This is a genomic window from Salmonella enterica subsp. arizonae, assembly GCF_008692845.1.
Taxonomy (GTDB): Bacteria; Pseudomonadota; Gammaproteobacteria; order Enterobacterales; family Enterobacteriaceae; genus Salmonella; species Salmonella arizonae.
Window position 1 is genome coordinate 40,723 of sequence record NZ_VXJW01000010.1, and the last position, 25,352, is coordinate 66,074.

The window sequence follows — 25,352 nt, forward strand, 5'->3', positions numbered from 1 at the left end:
TAGAGCGGTAATGAGTAAACCATCCCAACATGTTTTCGTTACCGTCCCCCACCCGCTATTGCGTCTGGTCAGTTTAGGCCTGGTCGCGTTTGTCTTTACGCTCTTTTCGCTCGCGTTATCGCGTTTCGGCACCCAACTCGCGCCGCTGTGGTTCCCCACCTCCATTATGATGGTAGCGTTTTACCGCCATGCGGGCCGTCTGTGGCCGGGGATCGCGGTCGCCTGCTCGCTTGGCAGTATCGGCGCCTCGCTGACTTTATTTCCAGCCGCCTCGCTTAATTTTAGCTGGATGGCAATTAATATTATCGAAGCGGTCACTGGCGCGCTACTGCTGCGAAAGTTGCTCCCCCGGTATAACCCCTTACAAAATTTGAATGACTGGTTCCGTCTGGCTATCGGCAGCGCTGTGATTCCTCCGCTACTCGGCGGCCTGTTATTTTGGCTGATGGCGCCGGAAGCGGTCGCCTCGAAAGCGAGTCTGATTTGGGTATTATCGGAAGCCATCGGCGCTCTGGCGCTGGCGCCATTAGGTTTACTGTTTAAACCACACTATCTGTTACGTCATCGCGATCCACATCTGTTGCTGGAAACGCTATTGACGCTGGTGATTACGCTGACGCTAAGCTGGCTCGCCATGCGCTATATCCCGTGGCCATTTACATGCGTTATCGTCCTGCTGATGTGGAGCGCGGTGCGCCTGCCGCGAATGGAGGCGTTTTTAATTTTTCTGGCTACCGTTATTATGGTCTCGCTAATGCTGGCCAATGACCCTACTCTGCTCGCCACGCCGAAAATCGACGTGATGGTCAATATGCCGTGGCTGCCTTTTTTAATGATCCTGCTGCCCGCCAATATGATGACGATGGTAATGTACGCGTTTCGCACGGAGCGTAAGCACATCACGGAAAGCGAAGCCCGTTTTCGCAACGCGATGGAATATTCTGCTGTTGGCATGGCGCTGGTTGGTATGGAGGGCCAGTGGCTACAGGTCAATAAATCCCTGAGCCATTTTCTTGGCTACAGCCAGGATGAATTACGCGCGATGACATTTCAGCAACTGACCTGGCCGGAAGACCTGAACAACGATCTTGAGCAGCTAAACATGCTGGTGCGCGGCGATATCAACAGTTATTCCATGGAAAAACGCTACTACACCCGCAGCGGCGAGGTTGTCTGGGCGCTGCTGGCCGTCTCGCTGGTTCGTCATAAAGACAATCAACCTCTCTATTTTATTGCCCAGATCGAAGATATTAACGATCTAAAGCAAAGCGAGCAGGAGAACCAGCGGTTGATGGAGCGTATTACGCTGGCGAACGAAGCGCTATTTCAGGAAAAAGAGCGGTTGCACATCACTCTCGACTCTATCGGAGAAGCAGTGGTGTGTATTGATGTCGATATGAATATCACCTTTATGAACCCGATCGCTGAGAAGATGAGCGGCTGGCGGCAAGAAAATGCTTTAGGCGTGCCGTTATTAACGGTTCTACGCATTACGTCAGGTAATAATGGTCCGCTGTTGGAGGATATTTACCGCGCCGACAGGTCGCGATCTGACATGGAACAGGAGGTGGTGCTCCATTGTCGTAACGGCGGCAGCTACGATATTCATTACAGCATCACGCCGCTCAGTACGCTTGACGGCGACAATATTGGTTCGGTTCTGGTTATCCAGGATGTCACCGAATCACGAAAAATGTTACGCCAGCTCAGCTACAGCGCAACCCACGACGCCCTTACCCATCTCGCCAACCGCGCAAGTTTTGAAAAACGGCTTCAACAGCGCCTGCAAACGATACAGGAATCGCCTCAACATCATGCGCTGGTGTTTATCGATCTGGACCGTTTTAAAGCGGTTAACGACAGCGCGGGCCATGCCGCCGGCGACGCCTTGTTGCGCGAACTCGCGTCGCTGATGCTCAGTATGCTTCGATCCGGCGATCTCTTAGCCCGTCTGGGCGGCGACGAGTTTGGGCTGCTGCTGCCGGATTGTAATAGTGACAGCGCGTGCTTTACCGTGACGCGGCTTATCAACGCCATTAATGATTATCATTTTATGTGGGAAGGGCGCCTGCATCGGATCGGCGCCAGCGCCGGGATCACGATGATAAATGAACATAACTGCCAGCTCACAGAGGTCGTGTCTCAGGCAGATATTGCCTGCTACGCCGCGAAAAATAGCGGCCGCAGCCGTCTGACCGTGTACGAACCGCAGGATGTATTAACCCCGTCAAGGGGAATGATGCCGCTGGAAGAACAGTGGCGCATGATTAAAACTAACCATCTGCTGATGCTTGCCAGAAACGTCGTGGCGCCGCGTACACCGGAGGCTACCAGCTTTTGGCTGGTCTCGCTCAGGCTGTGGACCAGCGAAGGGGACGTCATGGAAGAGCGCGCGTTCCGGGCAGGATTAGCCGATCCCGCGCTGCATCACGCGCTCGACCGACGGGTATTCCATGAATTTTTCCACCATGCGGCGACCGCCGTCGCCAGCAAAGGATTAAGCGTCGCGCTGCCGCTGTCTGCCGCAGGATTATGCAGCGCCACCCTTATTGATGAACTACTGGAGCAACGGGAGCATAGCCCACTGCCGCCACGGTTATTACACCTGATTATTCCGGCTGACGTTATCGTTAAGCAGGCGGAGACCGCCGTTGCGACTCTGCAAAAATTGCGGCAACGCGGCTGCCAAATTATTCTCAGCCAGGTCGGGCGCGATTTACATCTTTTTAATTTACTGAACCCGCATATCGCCGATTATTTACTGCTGGATAGCGACCTTATCGCCAACATTCATGAGAGTTTAATGGATGAAATGCTGGCTTCGATTATCCAGGGGCACGCCCAGCGTCTGGACATCAAAACGCTCGCCGGGCCGGTACAAAACTCACAGGTGCTGGATACGCTCTCCAGCATTGGCGTGGATCTGATTTATGGCGATGCCATCGCCGAAACTCAGCCGCTGGATCTGTTACTGAATACCAGCTATTTCGCTATCCATTGACGGCTGCCAGCCGTGGGTATACCAGATATGCAGTAGCGCGTAAGAACGCCACGGTTTCCAGCGCTCCGCGTATTGTCGGATCTGCGCGGCCGTCATCCCGGCGAATCGCTGCTTAATTAAGTAATCATCGGGCAAAAAGATATCTTTTGCCTGCCAGCCGCGCAGGGCGAAATAGTTCGCCGTCCAGCGTCCAATGCCCGGAAATGTTTGCAAATGTTTAACGCTCTGCTCAATATCCGTCGGCGCGGTGAGCGCAAGTTTTCCCACAAGCGTCGCCTGCGCCAGATGAATCAGCGCTTCGGCACGCCGACGCGGCATCCCCAGCGCTTTCAGAGCCAACGGATCGGCCAACGCCAGCGTTTCCGGACCGGGAAAACAGACATAATCAGGCGCGTCCGGCAGCGTCTCGCCATAGCGGCGCGCCACTTTCGCCGTCAACCTTGCCGCCATCGCGACGCTCACCAGTTGCCCCAGTATCGCCCGCACGCCTTGCTCAAAGGTATCGACTGACCCCGGTAAGCGCAACCCCGGCCTGGCCTCGCCCAGTCGCCCCAGCGCGACGGCGACCTGCGCGGGCTGGCAGTCAAGATCAAACAGACGCGAAATCTTCGCCAGACACGCCGACGCGACAGGGAGCAAGCCGGCGCTCAAGGTAATCTGCAAAGTATGGTTAGACAGATTGGGCCTTACGCTTACCAGCCCGCGATGCTCCCCCACAACCAGGCTGCGCGCATAAAAGCCCTCACCCACCGTTTCAACGCCATCCACCGCACGCGCGGCAAGAAAGCCCAACATCCACGACCAGTCATAAGGCGGCTGCCAGCTCAGGGTAAACATGCTTTTCTCCTTTATTCGACGCTTCAGCATAAACGCTAATCGCGCGTAACGCCTTGCTTTCATATTCCAGTTGTCGTCGCGACGACATTTCGCTAAAGTCACGCCCCTTCTTCACTGGCATGGGGATTTTAAGGTGTTTATTGGATTTGACTACGGTACGGCAAACTGCTCTGTCGCTATTATGCGCAACGGGCGTCCACAGTTGCTTACGATGGAAAATAACAGCACGTTGCTGCCGTCTATGCTGTGCGCGCCGACGCGTGAAGCGGTGAGCGAGTGGCTATACCGCCATTATGATGTGCCGGCAACGGATGAAGAAACCCAGGCGCTGCTGCGCCGCGCAATACGCTACAACCGCGAGGAAGATATTGAGGTTCACGCGCAAAGCGTACAGTTTGGTCTGGCGTCGCTGGCGCACTATATTGACGATCCCCAGGAAGTCTGGTTCGTCAAATCGCCAAAATCTTTTCTAGGCGCCAGCGGCCTGAAGCCGCAGCAGGTCGCGCTGTTTGAAGATTTGGTCTGCGCCATGATGGTACATATCCGCACTATGGCGCACAGCCAATTACCGGAGGCTATTACCCAGGCGGTAATTGGTCGTCCGATCAACTTTCAGGGGCTTGGCGGCGACGACGCAAACCGCCAGGCGCAAGGTATTCTGGAGCGGGCGGCAAAACGCGCCGGTTTTCAGGAGGTGGTATTTCAGTATGAACCGGTCGCGGCGGGCCTGGACTACGAGGCCACGCTGCAGGAAGAGAAGCGCGTGCTGGTCGTGGATATTGGCGGCGGCACCACCGACTGTTCCATGCTGCTGATGGGGCCGCAGTGGCGTCAGCGCGCCGATCGTGAAAACAGCCTGCTGGGACACAGCGGTTGCCGCGTGGGCGGAAACGATCTGGATATCGCGCTGGCCTTTAAAAATCTGATGCCTTTGCTGGGCATGGGCGGCGAAACCGAAAAAGGCATCGCCCTGCCGGTGCTGCCGTGGTGGAACGCCGTCGCGATTAACGACGTCCCGGCGCAAAGCGATTTTTACAGCAGCGCGAATGGTCGTCTGTTGAATGAGTTAGTTCGCAACGCGCGTGAAGCAGACAAGGTCGCGTTGCTGCTCAAGGTCTGGCGTCAGCGGCTTAGCTACCGCCTGGTACGCTGCGCGGAAGAGAGCAAAATCGCCCTTTCCGGACAAGCGGATGTGACGGCGAGACTGCCATTTATCAGTGACGAACTGGCGGTCGCTATCAGCCAGCAAGGGCTGGAAGCGGCGCTGGATCAGCCATTAGCGCGCATTCTGGAACAGGTGCAACTGGCGCTGGAAAGCGCGCAGGAAAAACCGGATGTCATCTATCTGACCGGCGGCAGCGCCCGTTCGCCATTGATTAAAAAAGCGCTTTCTGAACAGCTACCGGGCATACCCATCGCGGGCGGCGATGATTTCGGCTCCGTCACCGCAGGGCTGGCGCGCTGGGCGGAGGTCGTTTTCCGCTAAGCGCCTCGCAAGCTCAGCGCTGATGAATTGACATTATTCTTAATGTGGCTTAACGTCAGGAGTGAGGGTAAGGGAGGATTCTCCTCCCCCTGGCATCTTAGTAAGTCTGGAAGCTAATCACTAAGAGTATCACCAGTATGATGACTGACGTCATCATAACCCTTTCCTTATTTTGGCCCCTTCCTCGGGAGGGGCTTTCCTGTTTCAGCGTCCTGCTGAAATCGGTGGCTTACCTCCATTGTCGTACCGCCACTTAACCGCACTTTGCCGCGTGAACGATTTTCACCGATGATAGCTGCGTAGCGACTCGCAACGCGAGGTCGCCATTCAGAATAATCCCGACCGTGTTCCATAATTCCTCCATTTTTCTCCCTTCCCTGCTGACTACAATAGAGGGAGCAACATTCCGCAAAACGTTTCAGGATGAGAAACTTAAAACGATGAAAGGCAGTAATACTTTCCGCTGGGCAATAGCGATTGGGGTTGTTGTGGCCGCCGCCGCGTTCTGGTTCTGGCATAGCCGTAGCGAAAGCCTGACCGCCGCGCCGGGCGTCGCCGCACAAGCGCCGCATACCGCCGCAGGTCGCCGCGGGATGCGCTACGGTCCTCTGGCGCCGGTACAAGCCGCGACGGCGACCACGCAGGCCGTACCGCGTTATCTGAGCGGGCTGGGCACCGTGACCGCCGCAAATACCGTTACGGTGCGTAGCCGCGTGGATGGTCAACTCATCGCCCTGCACTTTCAGGAAGGCCAGCAGGTCAACGCCGGCGATCTGCTGGCGCAAATCGATCCCAGCCAGTTTAAGGTCGCACTGGCGCAGGCCCAGGGACAGTTGGCAAAAGATAACGCGACGCTGGCGAATGCGCGTCGCGATCTGGCCCGCTATCAGCAACTGGCAAAAAGCAATCTGGTTTCCCGTCAGGAACTGGATGCGCAACAGGCGCAGGTCAATGAACTCCAGGGGACAATTACAGCGGATGAAGCCAACGTCGCCAGCGCTCAGTTACAGCTCGACTGGAGTCGTATCACCGCCCCGGTCGCGGGTCGTGTCGGTCTGAAACAGGTAGATATCGGCAATCAGATTTCCAGCGGCGATACTGCGGGTATTGTCGTCATTACACAAACGCACCCGATTGATCTCATTTTTACCCTGCCGGAAAGCGATATCGCCACCGTGGTTCAGGCGCAAAAAGCGGGGAAAACGCTGACCGTAGAAGCCTGGGATCGGACTAACTCGCACAAATTGAGCGAAGGCGTATTGCTCAGTCTGGACAACCAGATTGATCCCACGACGGGAACGATCAAAATTAAAGCACGCTTTACTAATCAGGACGATACGCTGTTCCCTAATCAATTTGTGAACGCCCGGATGCTGGTCGATACCGAACAAAATGCCGTTGTGGTGCCTGCCGCGGCGGTGCAGATGGGCAATGAGGGCCACTTTGTGTGGGTGCTGAACGACGAAAATAACGTCAGCAAGAAGCGGGTAAAAGTCGGTATTCAGGATAACCGAAACGTGGTAATCAGCGCAGGATTGTCCGCAGGCGATCGCGTCGTTACCGATGGTATCGATCGGCTGACGGAAGGCGCAAAAGTCGAAGTCGTTAAGCCGCAACTCACCGCGGCGGATGAAAAATCACCCAACCGCCATGAGGGTCAAAAAGGAGCGCGCGCCTGATGCAGGTATTACCTCCGGGCAGCACGGGCGGCCCGTCGCGCCTGTTTATTCTGCGCCCCGTCGCCACCACGCTGCTGATGGCGGCGATGTTACTCGCCGGAATTATCGGCTACCGCTTCCTGCCCGTCGCCGCGTTGCCGGAAGTTGACTACCCCACCATTCAGGTTGTTACGCTCTACCCTGGCGCCAGCCCGGATGTGATGACCTCCGCCGTTACCGCGCCGCTTGAGCGCCAGTTCGGCCAGATGTCAGGGCTAAAACAGATGTCGTCGCAAAGCTCCGGCGGCGCATCGGTGGTGACGCTACAGTTTCAGTTGACGCTGCCGCTGGATGTCGCCGAGCAGGAAGTACAGGCGGCGATTAACGCAGCCACCAATTTATTGCCTTCCGACCTGCCAAATCCGCCGATTTACAGCAAAGTCAATCCAGCGGACCCGCCGATTATGACGCTTGCCGTAACCTCAAACGCAGTGCCGATGACACAGGTAGAAGGCATGGTAGAAACCCGCGTGGCGCAGAAGATCTCGCAGGTCTCCGGCGTCGGGCTGGTAACGCTTGCCGGCGGCCAACGCCCTGCGGTACGCGTAAAACTGAATGCTCAGGCCATCGCCGCGCTCGGTCTGACCAGCGAAACCATCCGTACCGCCATTACCGGCGCCAACGTCAACTCGGCGAAAGGCAGTCTGGATGGGCCTGAACGGGCGGTGACACTTTCCGCTAACGATCAGATGCAGTCTGCCGACGAATACCGCAGGCTTATCATCGCGTATAAAAACGGCGCGCCGGTACGACTGGGCGACGTCGCCACCGTTGAACAAGGGGCGGAAAATAGCTGGCTCGGCGCGTGGGCGAATAAAGCGCCGGCTATCGTGATGAACGTTCAGCGCCAGCCCGGCGCCAATATCATTGCGACAGCGGACAGCATTCGCCAGATGCTGCCCCAGTTGACCGAAAGCCTGCCGAAATCGGTGAAGGTTACGGTACTGTCCGATCGCACCACCAATATTCGCGCTTCCGTGCGCGATACCCAGTTTGAACTGATGCTGGCGATCGCGCTGGTTGTCATGATTATCTATCTGTTTTTACGTAATATTCCCGCCACAATTATTCCCGGCGTCGCCGTACCGCTGTCGCTTATCGGCACCTTTGCGGTGATGGTGTTTTTGGATTTTTCCATTAATAACCTGACGCTGATGGCGCTCACTATCGCCACGGGTTTCGTGGTGGACGATGCGATTGTGGTGATCGAGAACATCTCGCGCTACATCGAAAAAGGAGAAAAACCGCTGGCGGCGGCGCTCAAAGGCGCGGGCGAAATCGGCTTTACCATTATTTCCCTCACCTTTTCACTGATTGCGGTGCTGATCCCGCTGCTCTTTATGGGCGATATTGTTGGTCGACTGTTCCGCGAATTTGCGGTGACGCTGGCGGTAGCGATTTTGATCTCCGCCGTCGTCTCTTTGACGCTAACGCCCATGATGTGCGCGCGTATGCTCAGCCAGCAATCTTTGCGTAAACAAAATCGCTTTTCCCGCGCCTGTGAACGGTTGTTTGACCGCGTGATCGCCAGCTACGGACGCGGATTAGCGAAAGTGCTCAACCATCCGTGGCTCACATTGAGCGTGGCATTCGCCACGCTACTGCTCAGCGTTATGCTGTGGATAGTCATCCCGAAGGGGTTCTTTCCGGTACAGGATAACGGCATTATCCAGGGGACGCTGCAGGCGCCGCAATCATCATCGTATGCCAGTATGGCCCAGCGTCAGCATCAGGTTGCGGAGCGGATATTACAAGACCCGGCGGTGCAAAGCCTGACCACCTTTGTCGGCGTAGACGGCGCTAATCCCACGCTGAATAGCGCGCGCCTGCAAATTAACCTCAAGTCGCTGGATGAGCGTGATGACCGCGTACAACAGGTGATTTCCCGGCTGCAAACTGCCGTGGCGACTATTCCCGGCGTGGCGCTGTATCTCCAGCCGACGCAGGATTTAACCATCGACACGCAGGTCAGCCGCACGCAGTATCAGTTTACACTGCGGGCCACTACGCTCGATGCGCTCAGCCACTGGGCGCCAAAACTGCTGAACGCCTTACAGTCGTTACCGCAGCTCTCTGAGGTAAGCAGCGACTGGCAGGATCGGGGATTAGCGGCCTGGGTGAATGTCGACCGTGATAGCGCCAGCCGTCTGGGCATCAGTATGGCGGATGTGGATAACGCGCTCTACAACGCCTTCGGACAACGCTTGATTTCGACGATTTATACCCAGGCGAACCAGTATCGCGTCGTGCTGGAACACAATACCGCCAACAAGCCGGGACTGGCGGCGCTGGAGACCATTCGCCTGACGGGCAACGACGGCGGCACCATACCGCTCAGCGCGATTGCCAGCATTGAGCAACGCTTCACTCCGCTCTCCATCAATCATTTAGATCAGTTCCCGGTGACGACATTTTCGTTTAACGTGCCAGAGGGCTATTCGCTCGGCGATGCGGTGCAGGCGATCCTCAATACGGAAAGAACGCTCGCCCTGCCAGCGGATATTACCACGCAGTTTCAGGGCAGTACGCTCGCTTTCCAGGCGGCACTGGGCAATACCGTCTGGCTTATTGTCGCCGCCGTGGTGGCGATGTATATCGTACTCGGCGTGCTGTATGAGAGTTTTATCCATCCGATCACGATTCTCTCAACGCTGCCCACGGCAGGTGTCGGCGCGCTGCTGGCGCTGATGATTGCCGGAAGCGAGTTGGATATTATCGCTATTATCGGCATTATTTTGCTGATCGGCATCGTAAAGAAAAACGCCATCATGATGATTGACTTCGCCCTCGCCGCCGAACGCGAACAGGGAATGTATCCGCGCGACGCTATCTTCCAGGCCTGTTTGCTGCGTTTTCGACCGATTCTGATGACCACGCTGGCGGCATTGCTCGGCGCATTGCCATTAATGTTGAGCACCGGCGTTGGCGCGGAATTACGTCGCCCGTTGGGGATTGCGATGGTGGGCGGCTTACTGGTTAGCCAAATATTAACGTTGTTTACTACACCCGTAATCTATTTGCTGTTCGATCGCCTGTCGCTGTACGTGAAAAGCCGTTTTCCGCGCCATAAAGAGGAGGCGTAGATGCGCTTTTTCGCCCTTTTCATCTACCGCCCGGTCGCCACCATTTTGATTGCTGCCGCCATTACGCTGTGCGGCATTCTGGGCTTTCGGCTGCTGCCGGTCGCCCCGCTGCCGCAGGTCGATTTCCCGGTGATTATGGTTAGAGCCTCGCTGCCGGGCGCCTCGCCGGAAACCATGGCCTCGTCGGTAGCAACGCCGCTGGAACGCTCTCTGGGGCGCATTGCAGGCGTCAATGAAATGACCTCCAGCAGCTCGCTCGGCAGTACGCGCATTATTCTCGAATTTAATTTCGATCGCGATATTAACGGCGCGGCGCGAGACGTGCAGGCCGCCATTAACGCCGCGCAAAACCTGTTGCCAAGCGGAATGCCCAGTCGCCCGACGTATCGCAAGGCCAACCCGTCCGACGCGCCGATTATGATTTTAACGCTCACCTCGGACAGTTGGTCACAGGGCGAACTGTATGATTTCGCCTCTACCCAACTGGCGCAAACCATCGCGCAAATTGACGGCGTCGGCGATGTTGACGTCGGCGGCAGTTCCCTGCCCGCGGTACGCATAGGTTTAAACCCGCAGGCGCTGTTTAACCAGGGCGTCTCGCTGGATGAGGTTCGCAAAGCGATCGATAGCGCCAACGTACGTCGACCGCAAGGCGCGATTGAAGATAACGTCCACCGCTGGCAAATACAGACCAACGATGAACTGAAAACCGCCGCCGAGTACCAGCCGCTGATTATTCGCTATAAAAATGGCGCGGCAGTGCGTCTGGACGACGTCGCCAGCGTCACCGACTCGGTACAGGATGTCCGTAACGCCGGGATGACAAACGCTAAGCCCGCTATTTTATTGATGATCCGTAAGCTGCCGGAGACCAACATTATTCAGACGGTAGACAGCATCCGGGCAAAACTGCCGGAACTGCAGGCAATGATCCCCGCTGCTATCGATTTACAAATCGCTCAGGATCGTTCGCCGACGATTCGCGCGTCACTGCAAGAGGTAGAAGAAACGCTGGCTATCTCTGTCGCGCTGGTGATTCTGGTGGTGTTTTTATTCCTGCGTTCCGGGCGCGCCACGCTGATACCCGCCGTCGCCGTTCCTGTTTCGCTCATCAGCACTTTCGCCGCCATGTATCTGTGCGGTTTTAGCCTCAATAATCTGTCGTTGATGGCGCTGACTATCGCGACCGGATTTGTCGTTGATGACGCGATTGTGGTGCTGGAAAATATCACCCGCCATCTGGAAGCGGGAATGAAACCTTTGCAAGCGGCATTGCAGGGCACGCAGGAAGTCGGGTTTACGGTCATCTCCATGAGCCTGTCGCTGGTAGCGGTATTTCTGCCGCTGCTATTAATGGGCGGCCTGCCGGGGCGGTTATTACGTGAATTCGCCGTCACCCTCTCGGTAGCGATTGGCATTTCGCTGGTCGTCTCGCTCACCCTGACGCCGATGATGTGCGGCTGGATGCTTAAATCAAGCAAACCGCGCACCCAGCCGCGTAAACGGGGCGTTGGTCGCCTGCTGGTGGCCTTGCAACAGAGTTACGGCACGTCGTTAAAATGGGTGCTCAACCATACGCGCCTTGTCGGCGTGGTTTTTCTTGGCACCATTGCGCTGAACATCTGGCTTTATATCGCCATCCCTAAAACATTCTTTCCAGAGCAGGACACCGGCGTGCTAATGGGCGGTATTCAGGCCGACCAGAGTATCTCTTTCCAGGCCATGCGCGGCAAGCTGCAGGATTTTATGAAAATTATTCGCGACGATCCGGCGGTGAATAATGTTACCGGTTTTACCGGCGGATCGCGTGTAAATAGCGGTATGATGTTTATTACGCTGAAGCCGCGCGGCGAGCGCAAAGAGAGCGCGCAGCAAATCATTGACCGGCTGCGGGTCAAACTGACAAAAGAACCTGGCGCCAGACTGTTTCTGATGGCGGTACAGGATATTCGCATCGGTGGGCGTCAGGCTAACGCCAGTTATCAATACACGTTGCTGTCTGACTCTCTGGCGGCGCTGCGCGAATGGGAGCCGAAAATACGCAAAGCGCTCTCTGCCCTGCCGCAACTGGCGGACATTAACTCCGACCATCAGGATAACGGCGCGGAGATGAATCTTATCTATGACCGCGACACCATGTCACGGCTGGGCATTGATGTCCAGGCCGCAAACAGTCTGTTAAATAATGCCTTCGGCCAGCGGCAAATTTCCACTATTTATCAACCGATGAACCAGTATAAAGTGGTGATGGAAGTCGATCCGCGCTATTCCCAGGATATCAGCGCGCTGGAGAAAATGTTTGTTATCAATCACGACGGAAAAGCGATCCCCCTCTCTTATTTCGCCCAATGGCGACCAGCCAATGCGCCGCTGTCGGTGAACCATCAGGGGCTCTCCGCGGCGTCCACTATTGCCTTTAACCTGCCGAACGGCACATCGTTATCACAGGCGACGGAAGCTATTAATCGCACCATGACGCAGCTTGGCGTCCCCCCGACGGTACGCGGCAGTTTTGCCGGAACGGCGCAAGTCTTCCAGCAGACCATGAATTCGCAGCTTATTCTGATCATGGCGGCGATCGCTACCGTCTACATTGTGCTGGGGATACTGTACGAAAGCTACGTCCATCCGCTGACCATTCTCTCTAATCTGCCATCAGCGGGCGTTGGGGCGCTTCTGGCGCTGGAGCTTTTCAATGCTCCTTTCAGTCTAATCGCCCTGATAGGGATCATGCTTTTAATTGGCATTGTGAAAAAAAACGCCATTATGATGGTCGATTTTGCGCTTGAAGCGCAACGAAGCGGCGGCCTGACGCCGGAACAAGCCATTTTCCAGGCCTGCTTGCTACGCTTCCGTCCAATAATGATGACCACGCTGGCGGCGATGTTCGGCGCATTGCCATTGGTGTTATCTGGCGGAGACGGTTCGGAATTACGGCAGCCGCTGGGGATAACCATTGTCGGCGGTTTGGTCATGAGTCAGCTCCTGACTCTCTATACCACGCCGGTGGTGTACCTCTTTTTCGACCGTCTGCGGCTGCGTTTTTCGCGTAAAAATAGCAAACCGGTAGTAGAGATATGACAGAATGTCCTGACAGCCGCCGCCGGCAACTCTGGAGCATGGCATTCGGCTTTTTTATGCCGTCGCCAGATACCATAATCGTCAACACTGCGCTGCCCTCTATGGCGAAGTTAGCCATCGGCATGGCGGTACTGGCGCTGAACGGCAGTAAAAGCATGGGGATCTCGCCCCAGGTATTAGCCGCACTTGCTGCGGGCGGCGCGGCAGCAATTCTGCTCTATCTCTTTCATGCAAAAAAATCAGGCTCGTTATTTAGCCTGCGATTGTTCCGCACGCCCACGTTTTCACTGGGGTTACAGGACCGTTTTGCCGGGCGTATCGGCAGCGGTATGCAGCCGTTTATCACGCCGGTTTTTTTGCAAATTGGTCTTGGTTTTTATTGGTGTAGACAGTAGCGCTACACATCACGTCTTTATGTATACCTGGCCATGTATGGCGGTTATTATCGCGCTACCGGCGATAATTTTTGCCCGCTTGCCGAACGATACACAACAAAATATGGTCATTTCACGGCGTAAAAGGAGCCTGTAATGAAAGTCTGGCGGCCCGGTATTACCGGCAAGCTGTTTCTGGCGATTTTCGCTACCTGCATCGTGTTGCTGATCAGTATGCATTGGGCCGTGCGCGTCAGTTTTGAACGCGGATTTATTGACTATATCAAACACGGCAACGAGCAGCGACTACAAATGCTGGGCGATGCGCTTGGCGAGCAGTACCAGCAGCACGGCAACTGGCGTTTTTTACGCAACAACGATCGCTTCGTTTTTCAGATTCTGCGTTCATTTGAGCACGACAACGACCGTGATAAACCCGGCCCTGGTATGCCGCCGCACGGTTGGCGTACCCAGTTCTGGGTGGTCGATCAAAATGGCAGGGTGCTGGTCGGCCCACGCAGCCCGGTGCCGCATGACGGTACTCGTCGGCCCATTCTGGTCAATGGCGCCGAAGTCGGCGCGGTTATCGCCTCCCCTGTCGAGCGGCTGACGCGCAGTACGGATATTAATTTTGATAAGCAGCAGCGGCGCGCCAGTTGGATGATCGTGGCGTTATCAACGTTGCTGGCCGCGCTAGCGACGTTTTTGCTGGCGCGCGGCCTGCTCGCCCCCGTCAAACGGTTGGTCGAGGGTACGCACAGACTGGCGGCGGGGGATTTTACCACGCGCGTGACTCCAACCAGCGCTGATGAGCTGGGAAAACTGGCGCAGGACTTTAACCAGCTTGCCAGCACGCTGGAAAAAAACCAGCAGATGCGCCGCGACTTTATGGCGGATATTTCCCACGAACTACGCACGCCGCTGGCCGTATTGCGCGGCGAACTGGAAGCCATTCAGGATGGCGTTCGCCAGTTCACGCCTGAATCCGTTATATCGCTACAGGCGGAAGTCGGTACGCTCACGAAATTGGTTGACGATCTACATCAGCTTTCGTTGTCTGACGAAGGCGCGCTGGCTTACCAAAAAACCACCGTCGACCTTGTTCCCCTGCTTGAAGTCGCTGGCGGCGCGTTCAGCGAACGTTTTACCAGCCGAGAGCTGACGCTACATTACGCATTGCCTGATAGCATGACTGTCTTTGGCGACCCGGATCGCCTGATGCAACTGTTTAATAATCTGCTGGAAAACAGTCTACGCTACACCGACAGCGGCGGCGGTCTGCATATCTCCGCCGAACAACGCGACAAATCATTATTCCTGACCTTTGCCGACTCCGCGCCAGGCGTCAGTGATGAGCAGTTACAAAAGCTTTTTGAACGCTTTTACCGGACGGAAGTGTCCCGTAACCGCGCCAGCGGGGGCTCAGGGCTGGGGCTGGCGATATGCGTCAATATTGTACACGCGCATAATGGTCATCTTCACGCCGCTCATTCGCCTTTTGGCGGGGTTAGCATTACAGTAGAGTTACCGCTGGATCGCGATTTACAGAGAGATGTATGACTGAATTACCCATTGATGAAAACACGCCGCGCATTTTGATCGTTGAAGATGAACCCAAGTTGGGACAGTTGATTATCGACTATTTGCGCGCGGCGAGTTACACCCCCACGCTCATCAATCACGGCGACAAGGTACTGCCGTATGTGCGTCAAACGCCGCCGGATCTGATTCTGTTGGATTTGATGCTGCCGGGTACGGATGGCCTGACGCTATGCCGGGAGATCCGCCGTTTTTCCGATATCCCCATTGTGATGGTCACGGCAAAAATCGAAGAGATCGATCGGTTGCTTGGGCTGGAAATCGGCGCCGATGATTATATCTGTAAGCCTTACAGCCCGCGCGAAGTCGTGGCCCGCGTTAAAACCATTTTGCGCCGCTGCAAACCGCAGCGCGAACTCCAGCAGTTGGATGCCGAAAGTCCGTTAATGATTGATGAAAGCCGCTTCCTGGCCTCCTGGTGTGGTAAAGCGCTGGATTTAACGCCCGCTGAATTCCGCCTGCTAAAAACCTTATCGCTTGAACCGGGTAAAGTTTTTTCCCGCGAGCAATTGTTGAACCACCTCTACGATGATTACCGTGTGGTGACCGATCGCACTATCGACAGCCACATTAAGAACCTGCGCCGTAAACTGGAATCGCTGGATGCCGAACAGTCATTTATACGCGCAGTCTACGGGGTGGGGTATCGCTGGGAAGCGGATGCGTGCAGAATTATCTGATGACGTTTCGCTTATCAGGCCCGCCCTCCGGCGTTATCCTTTACCTCCCCGCGCCACAGCGCTACAATGCCTGCCCTTAAAGTGAGGACTCTCCTCCAGCTCCAGCCGCCTCATCAGGTGAGGCGGTTCTGACCTGTCATCAGAACGAGAAAATGATGTTTAAACCAGAACTCCTTTCGCCGGCGGGAACGCTGAAAAACATGCGTTACGCTTTTGCCTACGGCGCCGATGCCGTCTATGCGGGCCAACCGCGCTACTCGTTGCGCGTGCGTAATAACGAATTCAACCACGAAAATTTGCAGCTTGGCATCAACGAAGCCCACGCGCTCGGGAAAAAATTCTACGTGGTGGTGAACATTGCTCCGCATAATGCCAAGCTCAAAACCTTTATCCGTGATCTGAAACCCGTCGTCGAGATGGGCCCGGATGCGCTGATCATGTCCGATCCTGGGTTGATTATGCTGGTACGCGAGCATTTCCCGACAATGCCGATTCACCTGTCGGTACAGGCTAACGCCGTAAACTGGGCGACGGTAAAATTCTGGCAGCAGATGGGGCTGACCCGTGTGATTCTTTCCCGCGAGCTGTCGCTGGAAGAGATTGAGGAGATTCGCCAGCAGGTGCCTGATATGGAAATAGAAATTTTCGTCCACGGCGCGCTATGCATGGCCTACTCCGGTCGCTGCCTGCTTTCCGGCTACATCAACAAACGCGATCCTAACCAAGGCACCTGCACCAATGCCTGCCGTTGGGAATATAACGTGCAGGAAGGAAAAGAAGACGTTGTCGGCAACATCGTACATAAGCACGAACCGATTCCGGTACAGAACGTTGAGCCAACACTCGGTATCGGCGCTCCGACGGATAAAGTATTTATGATAGAAGAAGCCCAAAGACCGGGCGAGTACATGACTGCGTTTGAAGACGAGCATGGCACCTATATCATGAACTCAAAAGACTTACGCGCTATCGCCCATGTTGAACGCCTGACAAAAATGGGCGTCCACTCGCTGAAAATCGAAGGTCGCACCAAATCCTTTTATTACTGCGCCCGTACCGCGCAGGTCTACCGTAAAGCCATCGACGACGCCGCTGCGGGTAAACCCTTCGACCCCACTTTGCTGGAAACGCTGGAAGGTCTGGCCCATCGCGGCTATACCGAAGGTTTCCTGCGTCGCCATACGCACGACGATTACCAGAACTACGAATACGGGTACTCCGTTTCTGAACGCCAGCAATTTGTCGGCGAGTTCACTGGCGAGCGAAAAGGCCAGCTGGCAGCCGTGGCGGTAAAGAACAAATTCTCAGTTGGGGATAGTCTGGAGCTGATGACGCCGCAAGGAAATATCAATTTCACCCTGGAACAGATGGAGAACGCCAAAGGCGAAGCTATGCCGGTCGCGCCTGGCGATGGCTATACCGTGTGGATGCCCGTCCCGCAGGACGTTACGCTGGGCTACGCGCTTTTGATGCGTAATTTCTCAGGCGAATCAACGCGTAACCCCCATGCCAAGTAGTTAATTGCGGTTATTTTTTTATGGCGGGAAGATTCTTAGAAATTGATCACATACCGCTTCGCTCAATGCGGGTACTATTCAAGGCGCTGAAAAACATAATCCATAAATGCTAGCTGTACCAGGAACCACCTCATTGGCCTGCGTAATCTCCCTTACGCAGGCTTATTTTTTACGCGTAATTCAATGAAAAAAGCTGTACTTCTCGCTACATCCAAACATTGATCACATTAACAAAAGCGCAAATGATAGCTTAGGTTTATAGTGACATCCATGGTAATTGCCAGCCAGCAAGTAAAAATCCCCCCACATCCAGTCAGACTCAGGGCATAACGTTCTGAAGCGACCAGGAAATGACACAGTAATGGGGCACGACGTGTGAAAACCATTCTGAAACAGGCTACCAACGAAAATTAACAGAATGAGGGAGTATGAGAACCAACTGTTTAACTGCCAGCTCCTGCAGGAAACCGTTATGATCGTGTTTTACTTATAATTATCATCGTCACGTATAGTTAGCATCCAGGGTTATGCCTTTATCCTGTAAAATGTGATACAGATTTTCCATTGACCTAATGACTACCTCAATTTCACGTTCAAGTTTTTCTACAGTGCTTTCATCGAGTGAGAAGTTGAGAGCTAATAATAACGATTGTGAATTATTATCATAACACAAATGTGGCCCATTATTCTCTGCAAACCACAAATTAGCATTGAGGAACTCAAATGCAAGGTTATTATTATCCGGAAGCCTTCCGCAAAAACCGTATATCATTATATACTCACCGTTAGTGCTTGACATTAAGATATGGTAACGCTTATCTATAAGAAATGAGCATAATCTGTTTTCATCAAAAGCAATGGAATCCAGATTTAATTTTATTGAAAATTCCTTTAATAAACTATCGGCTCTTGAATACATAACAACCCCATATTACAAAAATTTCCCATATAAGATACAAGGCTCTAATCTGAGCACTTAAAAGCATAGACTCATCTCCTGAATGAGTTTTTTCTCTATTAATGTTAAATAGTGACAACCCTGTGTGATTATATCAAAAAGGTGATATAGAATATTAGTCAAGCTAACATAAACCACTATCTGCATAAGAACCACAATGGCTTACCGCGTTTATAAATTTATGGATAAGCTGGATATCTTCTAATGGCATTTGCGCCAAGGTATAATCCGGTGCATATTCCCATCATACCAATACTAGCCACGCCAATCGATGCGCCTAAAACCGTCAAGGCGGTATTATATGCAGCACCACTGCTTACACTGGCGACGGCTGCCGAGCATACCCCACCTAAAACACCTGTAACCGATGCAGAGGTTCCCAGACACATTAAGCACCTGGGTTTATTGCCGTAAGCGTTAAACTCAACAATTTCAGCTACTGGTTTTTCTTCATCACGATCACGCCGTCCAGGAGGTAGCAATGGCGTTTGCCCATTAACGTCTGTATTAACATTCATATAATTCCCCTTTCATTCTCTCTCTAAGTAGAAAATACTCACATGGCCGTATTATTTCAATTGTGTTTATGAGAAAAGTGAAGTTTCCTGCCCCTTTTTAGGTAAAGTAGCGGCTATAAGACATCTCTCTAAGCCATCATCTATATACGTTTTGTTTCATAGAGATAGTATAGTGCGTTTCTAATAGCGCGCTTTATTTCTGCTAAATATTCTAAATAATATTTCGATGTTATGCTATATAAAAACACCTTTGATAATAAATATCAGGTTTTTATCCGATATTGCTATATTTAAATATTAATACTCAACACTAATGTACAGTCATCTGGTTAATCCACCGTTTCGTTAATCACAGGAGATATATCTGTCTGATTATCATCTGCCCCGGGCGGTTTTCTCTCAGTACCACAAGCGATACTCAACGCGCATACTGCGCCGTATACAATTGAGTTCGTATCTTTCTTGGCACCGTTCGCCTTAAGCCATGTTTCGCTTACCGCTACGTATACCAGGAAAAAACGGCAAGGCAATACGTGCGCAACATTTCAATTTTCATCCTGTTCTGACCTCGCTTTTTCATTTCTGCTATACACTTTCTGGAGGTGGTTGTTCAACATATTAAGGCATAACGGATGGCTAACTTCCCCGACAGCTTACTGATCCTCAATGGCAAAAGCGCTGATAATCAGCCGCTACGTGAGGCCATAACTCTGCTTCGCGACGAAGGCATACAGATTCACGTTCGGGTAACCTGGGAAAAAGGCGACGCGCAACGTTACGTTGATGAAGCCCGTAGGCTGGGCGTTGATACGGTGATTGCCGGCGGCGGCGACGGCACCATTAATGAAGTGTCTACCGCGCTAATCCAGATCCGCGACGGCGTGGTCCCCGCACTGGGCCTTTTGCCGCTAGGCACCGCCAATGATTTTGCCACCAGCGCCGGCATTCCTGAGGCGCTGGACAAAGCGCTGAAACTGGCGATTGCCGGAAATGCGATGGAAATTGATATGGCCAGGGTCAACGATAAAACCTCTTTTATCAATATGGCGACAGGCGGTTTTGGCACCCGCATTACTACCGAAACACCGGAAAAACTCAAAGCCGCGCTGGGCGGTGTCTCCTATCTTATCCACGGTCTGATGAGAATGGATACCTTGAAACCTGACCGCTGCGAAATTCGAGGTGAAAACTTTCACTGGCAAGGGAATGCGTTGGTGATCGGCATCGGCAATGGACGTCAGGCAGGCGGTGGACAGCAATTATGCCCCACCGCGCTGATTAACGACGGGCTGTTACAACTACGGATTTTTACTGGCGAAGAGCTGCTGCCGGCGCTGTTTTCCACGCTGACGCAGTCAGACGACAATCAGAATATTATTGACGGCGCCTCAGCGTGGTTTGATATCCATGCGCCACATGAAATCACGTTTAATCTGGATGGAGAACCGCTCAGTGGACAAGAGTTTCATATTGAGGTACTGCCTGGCGCATTACGCTGTCGGCTGCCGCCGGACTGCCCGCTACTGCGTTAATAATACGTATCGCTGACCGGATGCGCCCGCATCCGGCCTTTCTCCACCAGGACTCAGGCGATGGTGACATTGCTATCCAGATAGACATCCTGCACGGCATTAATCAGCCTCACGCCATCCACCATCGATTTCTTAAAGGCTTTACGTCCCAGAATTAGCCCCATCCCCCCGGCACGTTTATTGATAACAGCGGTACGAACCGCGTCGCCGAGATCAGTGTCGCCGCCGTCCGCGCCGCCGGAGTTGATAAGCCCGGCGCGTCCCATATAGCAGTTCGCCAACTGGTAACGTACCAAATCAATCGGGTTATCGCTGGTCAGTTTGCTATATACGCGATCGTCGGTATAGCCGAAGTTGACCGCTTTATAACCGCCGTTATTCTCAGCCATTTTCTGTTTCACAATATCCGCGCCAATCGTGGCGGCCAGATGGTTGGCCTGACCCGTCAGGTCAGCAGATACATGATAATCTACGCCGTCTTTTTTAAAGGAAGAGTTACGCAGGTAAGCCCACAATACGGTCACCATGCCCAGCTCATGCGCACGCTCAAAAGCGGCGGAGATCTCTTCAATCTGGCGACGAGACTGCTCCGAACCAAAATAGATCGTCGCGCCTACCGCCACAGCCCCCATATTGAACGCCTGCTCAACGCTGGCGTACAGGGTCTGATCGTACTCTGTCGGATAGCTCAATGTTTCGTTGTGATTCAGTTTGACCAAAAACGGAATACGGTGCGCATAGCGCCGTGAAACCGAGGCCAGTACGCCGTAGGTAGAGGCCACGCAGTTACAGCCGGCCTCAATAGCCAATTCAACAATGTTTTTTGGGTCAAAGTAGCGCGGGTTGGCCGCAAAAGAGGCGCCGGCGGAGTGCTCCACCCCCTGATCGACGGGCAGTATCGAAAGGTATCCTGTTCCCGACAGGCGTCCAGTATTATAGAGCGTCTGCATATTACGCAGAACGGCAGGTGGACGATTATTGTCAATCATCACCCGGTCAACGTAATCCTTGCCGGGAAGATAAAGCTGATCGGAAGGAATGGTCATACAACGATGCTGTAAAAGGCTGTCGGCGTCTTTGCCAAGCAACTGAGCAATATCAGTCATAGCTATGCTCCCGTAAGTTCCGATAGGGTATCGGAAGGTGAATAGTCCTGCCCCGCAGATTGCGGGTCGCAATAAGCCTGGTACTGACCGACCATTTTTGCCAACTTTAGCGCATTTTTCAGCGCTATCTGCTGGCTCGATTCACGTACGAAAAAGTGTTAGATCGGTCAAAATTAACGCTCAATGGTATTTAAAAGGTATTATTAAATGGTATTGTCGTGACGTATCTTACCTGTCATGAAGAATTCAAAAATGAAAACGACCTTTAAACTGTCGTTCATGTTGTTCGTGGCGTGGTTTATCTGGGGTGCATAGTTCGTCCCCCTGTGGCTATGGCTAAATAAAAGCGGATTTTCCGCCAGTGAAATACGCTGGTCTTATGCCTGTACCTTCATTGCGGCGATCCTGTCGCCGATTCGGGTCGGCTCCGTTACCGATCGTTTTTTCTCGGCGCAAAAAGTGCTGGCGCTGCCTTTTTTACTCAACGCTTTGGTATTAAAAAGATGTTATTAGTTGGTCTTATTACCGCCGCGATCCGTTACGGCTTTTTTGTCTATGGGGCGCAGAGACGTATTTCACTTACGCCCTGCCGTTCCTCGGTATTTTGCTGCACGGCGTAAGATCGGCGCGGGCGACAACCATGCTGGCGGTGTGCTGGCAGGACTGGCGTCAGGCTGGTCGCTCGCAGATGCCGTACTGCTGGGTAATGCGGTGGCTGGGTGGTAGGGCATCGCGGCGGCGACTGCGCGCCCACGCGCGAAGCGCTACTCCTCGCACACAAAAACGTATAGGTCGCTGCGACAATAACTAATGCGGTATTCAATGGGCCGGTGCTGCTGATCGAGCGCCACCTGCTTAATCACCAGCACCGGCACTTTGCCGTCCATTTGAATATGCGACTGAAACTCATCATCCGGCATCCGGGCGCTGACGCGAGATCGGGTACGCTGAGGGTAAATGTGCCGGCTACGGAAATAGTCATACAAAGAAATGCCAATCGCGTCGACATCATGAATCAGATGCGCGGGAGCCCAGGACTCTTCAATAGACACTGCATCCTCATCAACGTAACGAATACGTTTGAGTAAAAAAACGTCGCTGCCTGCGGAAATCGCCAGATGCTGCGCGACCTCATCCGGACAGCTTACCACGCGTTTGTTAACCCATAGCGTATCCGGTTTTTTGCCGCGCAAGACAACCTGCCGGGAAAATCCCCGCGCCTCTTTCAGGGAATATTCAAAGATATTATTGACTTGCGTACCGTAGCCGCGGGCGCGAGTAACCACCCCCTCTTCTTCCAGCGCCTGCATCGCTTTGCGTACCGTGATGCGCGAGACACCAGTAAGCTGGCTGAGATCGCGTTCGCCAGGTAAAATATTACCATGCTCAAGAATACCGCTGCGCACGGCATCCTTTACCGTCTGGGCGAATTTCATGTATAGCGGCGTATTGTCCGCCGCTGAAATTCGTTCATTCAGTTGCGCGATGAGCTGGGTATGCGCTTGTTCCATTTATCTTTTCCTGACGACGGGTCTGTAGGCAGTATACTACCACCACGCATGAAAATGATGTACCGGACCAATACCCTTCCCTACTTCCAGAGTGTCTGCCTGCGCCAGCGCCGCCGAAAGCCATGTCTTCGCCTCGTTTACCGTTTCTCCCCAACTGCGATGCCGGGGCCGTAACGCCGCCAGCGCCGCCGACAGCGTACAGCCCGTCCCATGCGTATTTTTAGTGATAACGCGCGGCGCGCTAAAGCGCTGCGCGCCCTCGCGGGTAAAGAGCCAGTCCGGGCTTTGCGCATCCTCTAAGTGCCCGCCTTTCATCAATACCGCCTCACACCCCATCGCCAGTAGCGCCCGCCCCTGCGCCAGCATCTCCTGTTCCGTGCGCGCATGGGCCGCATTCAGCAACGCTGCGGCTTCCGGCAAATTAGGGGTAATCAGCGATACCTGCGGTAACAGCCGGACGCGCAATGTTTCTACCGCAGAGGGCGAGAGCAGCGGATCGCCGCTTTTTGCCAGCATGACCGTATCCAGCACCACATTACGCACATGATGGCGCTGTAATCGTTCCGCCACGGCCTCGACAATATCGGTTTCCGCCAGCATCCCGATTTTCGTGGTATCAATGCGCACATCGCTGAACACGGAATCAAGTTGAGCGGCGACAAAGTCCGGCTCTATCCGGTACACCGACTGTACGCCACAGGTATTTTGCGCCACCAGCGCGGTGATGACCGAACAGCCATACGCGCCCAGCGCGGAAAAGGTCTTAAGATCCGCCTGGATACCGGCCCCGCCGCTGGGATCGGTGCCAGCAATCGTCAGCGCGTTAATTCGTTGCATTGGCCGCCTCCACATCCAGATGATAGAGCGCATCAAGAAAAGCCGGGATGAAGCTGCCCGGCCCTTCGCTACGCTCTGCCGCGGCCTGTCCAGCCAGTTTCATCCAGCAGCAGGCCGACGCGACATTGTCCAGCGCGGCGCCCGGTAACGCGCAACTGGCGGCGACGACCGCCGACAACGCGCAGCCAGTGCCTACAATGCGAGTCATTAACGGATCGCCGCCGGGAATGCTCAGCGTGCGCTGACCGTTAGTGACATAATCTATCTCTCCGGTAACCACAACGATGCAGTCTATCTGACGCGCCAACGCCTGCGCCGCAGGCAAGGCGGCCAACGCCGCCTCGGTGGTATCTACGCCGCGTCCGCCCAGCGCCATGCCGGATAACGCCAGGATTTCCGAGGCATTGCCGCGTATTGCCGCCGGGCGCAGGGACAAGAGATCCAGGCAAAATCGCCGACGAAATTCCAGCGCGCCTACTGCGACAGGATCAAGCGTCCACGGCGTTTTGGCAGCATAAGCGCTTTCTACCGCCGCACGCATCGCTTCAGCGCGTGAGGCGGTTAATGTTCCGACATTAACCAGCAAGGCGTTGGCGATGGCGACAAACGGTCTGGCCTCGACAGGATCAATCACCATGGCGGGTGAAGCGCCCAGCGCCAGCAGCGTATTGGCGGTAAACGTTTGTACGACGTCATTCGTCATACAGTGCGTAAGCGGGGAGAGCGCGCGAAAGTGTTTTAACGTATGCGCCGCAAGCGTGCGGCAGTGCAGGTCAGGCTGCATGGTTCAGCTCCTGCCCGCGTGAAGAAGGGACACGAGCAGTGTCAGACTTCCCTACGCTGGCATTATCCAGATCAGGTGGTACGGGTATTTCTCAGCCTTCACAAAGAAGGGCACCCCGAGTCGTCAAGCCCCGCCGTGTTAAGCGGGGTTTCGCTATTAAGCATACTGTCTGCGCCAGACAATGTAAATTTACAGCCAGCGGCGGACGATAATTTCAGCGTTATCAAATAGTTCTCAAAACCCATTCGGTTCTGGCAAACTTGCTGGCGGATATGTTGCTGCACGACGCTTTCGTTTACACTTTTTACGAAAAGGGGCGTGAGATAACAAAATAGCGCTTGTCAGATACGCCACCAGCAGAAATGATACACACGATGTTAACTGACCCGCATATGTGGAGGGTAAAAGTATGAAAAGTAAGTTGCTGCCTTGCGCGCTGTTGCTTGCAACCAGTTTTGCGTGGGCCGCCCCCGCGACAACGGGCATTGAACAATATGAGTTAAAAAGTTTTATCGCCGACTTCACCCACTTCAAGCCCGGCGATACCGTTCCGCAGATGTACCGCACCGATGAGTATAATATTAAACAGTGGAAATTACGTAATCTGCCCGCGCCAGATGCCGGTACTCACTGGACCTATATGGGCGGCGCGTATGTACTGATTAACGATACCGATGGAAAAATCATCAAAGCCTATGATGGCGAGATTTTTTATCATCGATAAAAAAGC

The 25,352-nt window shown here is 54.0% G+C and carries 19 protein-coding genes, 3 pseudogenes and 1 riboswitch; of the genes and pseudogenes, 14 read left to right on the plus strand and 8 right to left on the minus strand.

What is annotated here, in order from left to right; translation table 11 throughout:
- The first annotated feature begins 10 nt into the window (after window positions 1-10).
- A complete protein-coding gene (locus F4V61_RS17215) occupies window positions 11-3,001 on the plus strand; it encodes an MASE1 domain-containing protein (RefSeq protein ID WP_080161237.1) in 2,991 nt (996 codons plus the stop codon).
- Here the strand turns inward: F4V61_RS17215 and alkA are convergent.
- A complete protein-coding gene (alkA, locus tag F4V61_RS17220) occupies window positions 2,969-3,838 on the minus strand; it encodes a DNA-3-methyladenine glycosylase 2 (protein ID WP_000494730.1) in 870 nt (289 codons plus the stop codon). The two genes, F4V61_RS17215 and alkA, sit on opposite strands and share 33 nt — an antisense overlap.
- A gap of 133 nt (window positions 3,839-3,971) precedes the next feature.
- On the opposite strand from alkA, the gene yegD reads away from it, so the two are divergent.
- Window positions 3,972-5,324, plus strand: a complete 1,353-nt coding sequence (gene yegD / locus F4V61_RS17225; protein WP_058345126.1) for a molecular chaperone — start codon at window positions 3,972-3,974, stop codon at window positions 5,322-5,324.
- Between the two features lie 97 nt (window positions 5,325-5,421).
- On the opposite strand, the gene F4V61_RS17230 is transcribed toward yegD, so the two are convergent.
- Window positions 5,422-5,481, minus strand: coding sequence for a type I toxin-antitoxin system Ibs family toxin (locus tag F4V61_RS17230; protein WP_114064816.1), 60 nt, complete (start codon window positions 5,479-5,481; stop codon window positions 5,422-5,424).
- Between the two features lie 283 nt (window positions 5,482-5,764).
- Between F4V61_RS17230 and mdtA the strand changes: the two genes are divergently transcribed.
- From mdtA to yegQ, 7 genes and pseudogenes are all read left to right on the plus strand, one after another.
- Complete coding sequence (mdtA, locus tag F4V61_RS17235) at window positions 5,765-7,003, plus strand: multidrug efflux RND transporter subunit MdtA (RefSeq protein ID WP_080161236.1); 1,239 nt, start codon at window positions 5,765-5,767, stop codon at window positions 7,001-7,003.
- Window positions 7,003-10,125, plus strand: a complete 3,123-nt coding sequence (mdtB, locus tag F4V61_RS17240) for a multidrug efflux RND transporter permease subunit MdtB (protein ID WP_079781369.1) — start codon at window positions 7,003-7,005, stop codon at window positions 10,123-10,125. The genes mdtA and mdtB overlap by 1 nt, the downstream gene beginning before the upstream one ends.
- Window positions 10,126-13,206 (plus strand): multidrug efflux RND transporter permease subunit MdtC, encoded by a 3,081-nt coding sequence (gene mdtC / locus F4V61_RS17245; protein WP_080161235.1) that lies wholly within the window; start codon window positions 10,126-10,128, stop codon window positions 13,204-13,206. It abuts the gene before it with no gap.
- 41 nt (window positions 13,207-13,247) lie between these two features.
- Window positions 13,248-13,737 (plus strand): annotated as a pseudogene (locus F4V61_RS17250) (hypothetical protein); the annotation flags it as partial.
- The gene (baeS, locus tag F4V61_RS17255) at window positions 13,737-15,140 is read left to right on the plus strand and encodes a two-component system sensor histidine kinase BaeS (protein ID WP_000870086.1); all 1,404 of its coding nucleotides are present in this window, start codon (window positions 13,737-13,739) and stop codon (window positions 15,138-15,140) included. The pseudogene F4V61_RS17250 and the gene baeS, both read left to right, overlap by 1 nt.
- Window positions 15,137-15,859, plus strand: a complete 723-nt coding sequence (gene baeR / locus F4V61_RS17260; RefSeq protein WP_079798980.1) for a two-component system response regulator BaeR — start codon at window positions 15,137-15,139, stop codon at window positions 15,857-15,859. The genes baeS and baeR overlap by 4 nt, the downstream gene beginning before the upstream one ends.
- 155 nt (window positions 15,860-16,014) lie before the next feature.
- Window positions 16,015-17,376 (plus strand): tRNA 5-hydroxyuridine modification protein YegQ, encoded by a 1,362-nt coding sequence (gene yegQ, locus F4V61_RS17265; protein WP_024131826.1) that lies wholly within the window; start codon window positions 16,015-16,017, stop codon window positions 17,374-17,376.
- 502 nt (window positions 17,377-17,878) lie between these two features.
- Here the strand turns inward: yegQ and F4V61_RS17270 are convergent.
- Complete coding sequence (locus F4V61_RS17270; protein WP_058819103.1) at window positions 17,879-18,295, minus strand: CesT family type III secretion system chaperone; 417 nt, start codon at window positions 18,293-18,295, stop codon at window positions 17,879-17,881.
- Between the two features lie 218 nt (window positions 18,296-18,513).
- Window positions 18,514-18,852 (minus strand): hypothetical protein, encoded by a 339-nt coding sequence (locus F4V61_RS17275; protein ID WP_080161234.1) that lies wholly within the window; start codon window positions 18,850-18,852, stop codon window positions 18,514-18,516.
- 632 nt (window positions 18,853-19,484) lie between these two features.
- Here F4V61_RS17275 and yegS point away from each other — a divergent pair.
- Window positions 19,485-20,384: a lipid kinase YegS gene (yegS, locus tag F4V61_RS17280; RefSeq protein WP_079798978.1), complete on the plus strand. Its 900-nt coding sequence runs from the start codon at window positions 19,485-19,487 to the stop codon at window positions 20,382-20,384.
- 53 nt (window positions 20,385-20,437) lie between these two features.
- On the opposite strand, the gene fbaB is transcribed toward yegS, so the two are convergent.
- Window positions 20,438-21,490 carry a class I fructose-bisphosphate aldolase gene (gene fbaB, locus F4V61_RS17285; protein ID WP_000129592.1) on the minus strand — a complete coding sequence of 351 codons (1,053 nt, stop codon included), beginning with the start codon at window positions 21,488-21,490 and terminating at the stop codon, window positions 20,438-20,440.
- Between the two features lie 252 nt (window positions 21,491-21,742).
- Here fbaB and F4V61_RS17290 point away from each other — a divergent pair.
- From F4V61_RS17290 to F4V61_RS17300, 3 genes and pseudogenes are all read left to right on the plus strand, one after another.
- Window positions 21,743-21,988: pseudogene (locus F4V61_RS17290) on the plus strand (nucleoside permease); the annotation flags it as partial.
- A gap of 5 nt (window positions 21,989-21,993) precedes the next feature.
- A complete protein-coding gene (locus F4V61_RS22870) occupies window positions 21,994-22,110 on the plus strand; it encodes a nucleoside permease (protein WP_161737396.1) in 117 nt (38 codons plus the stop codon).
- Window position 22,111: 1 nt separating this feature from the next.
- A pseudogene (locus tag F4V61_RS17300) lies at window positions 22,112-22,281 on the plus strand (PfkB family carbohydrate kinase); the annotation flags it as partial.
- Here F4V61_RS17300 and F4V61_RS17305 read toward each other — a convergent pair.
- From F4V61_RS17305 to thiM, 3 genes are read right to left on the minus strand one after another with little or no spacing between them, the layout of a single operon-like run.
- On the minus strand, window positions 22,255-23,001 hold the full coding sequence (locus F4V61_RS17305) for a GntR family transcriptional regulator (RefSeq protein WP_079903795.1): 747 nt from the start codon (window positions 22,999-23,001) through the stop codon (window positions 22,255-22,257). The pseudogene F4V61_RS17300 and the gene F4V61_RS17305 sit on opposite strands and share 27 nt — an antisense overlap.
- A 36-nt stretch (window positions 23,002-23,037) precedes the next feature.
- A complete protein-coding gene (thiD, locus tag F4V61_RS17310) occupies window positions 23,038-23,838 on the minus strand; it encodes a bifunctional hydroxymethylpyrimidine kinase/phosphomethylpyrimidine kinase (RefSeq protein ID WP_079798976.1) in 801 nt (266 codons plus the stop codon).
- The gene (thiM, locus tag F4V61_RS17315) at window positions 23,825-24,622 is read right to left on the minus strand and encodes a hydroxyethylthiazole kinase (RefSeq protein ID WP_079798975.1); all 798 of its coding nucleotides are present in this window, start codon (window positions 24,620-24,622) and stop codon (window positions 23,825-23,827) included. Before thiM ends, thiD begins: the two co-directional genes overlap by 14 nt.
- 31 nt (window positions 24,623-24,653) lie before the next feature.
- Window positions 24,654-24,750: riboswitch (TPP riboswitch) on the minus strand.
- A gap of 281 nt (window positions 24,751-25,031) precedes the next feature.
- Here thiM and rcnB point away from each other — a divergent pair.
- Window positions 25,032-25,346, plus strand: a complete 315-nt coding sequence (rcnB, locus tag F4V61_RS17325) for a Ni(II)/Co(II) efflux transporter accessory subunit RcnB (RefSeq protein WP_038395364.1) — start codon at window positions 25,032-25,034, stop codon at window positions 25,344-25,346.
- Window positions 25,347-25,352 lie beyond the last annotated feature (6 nt).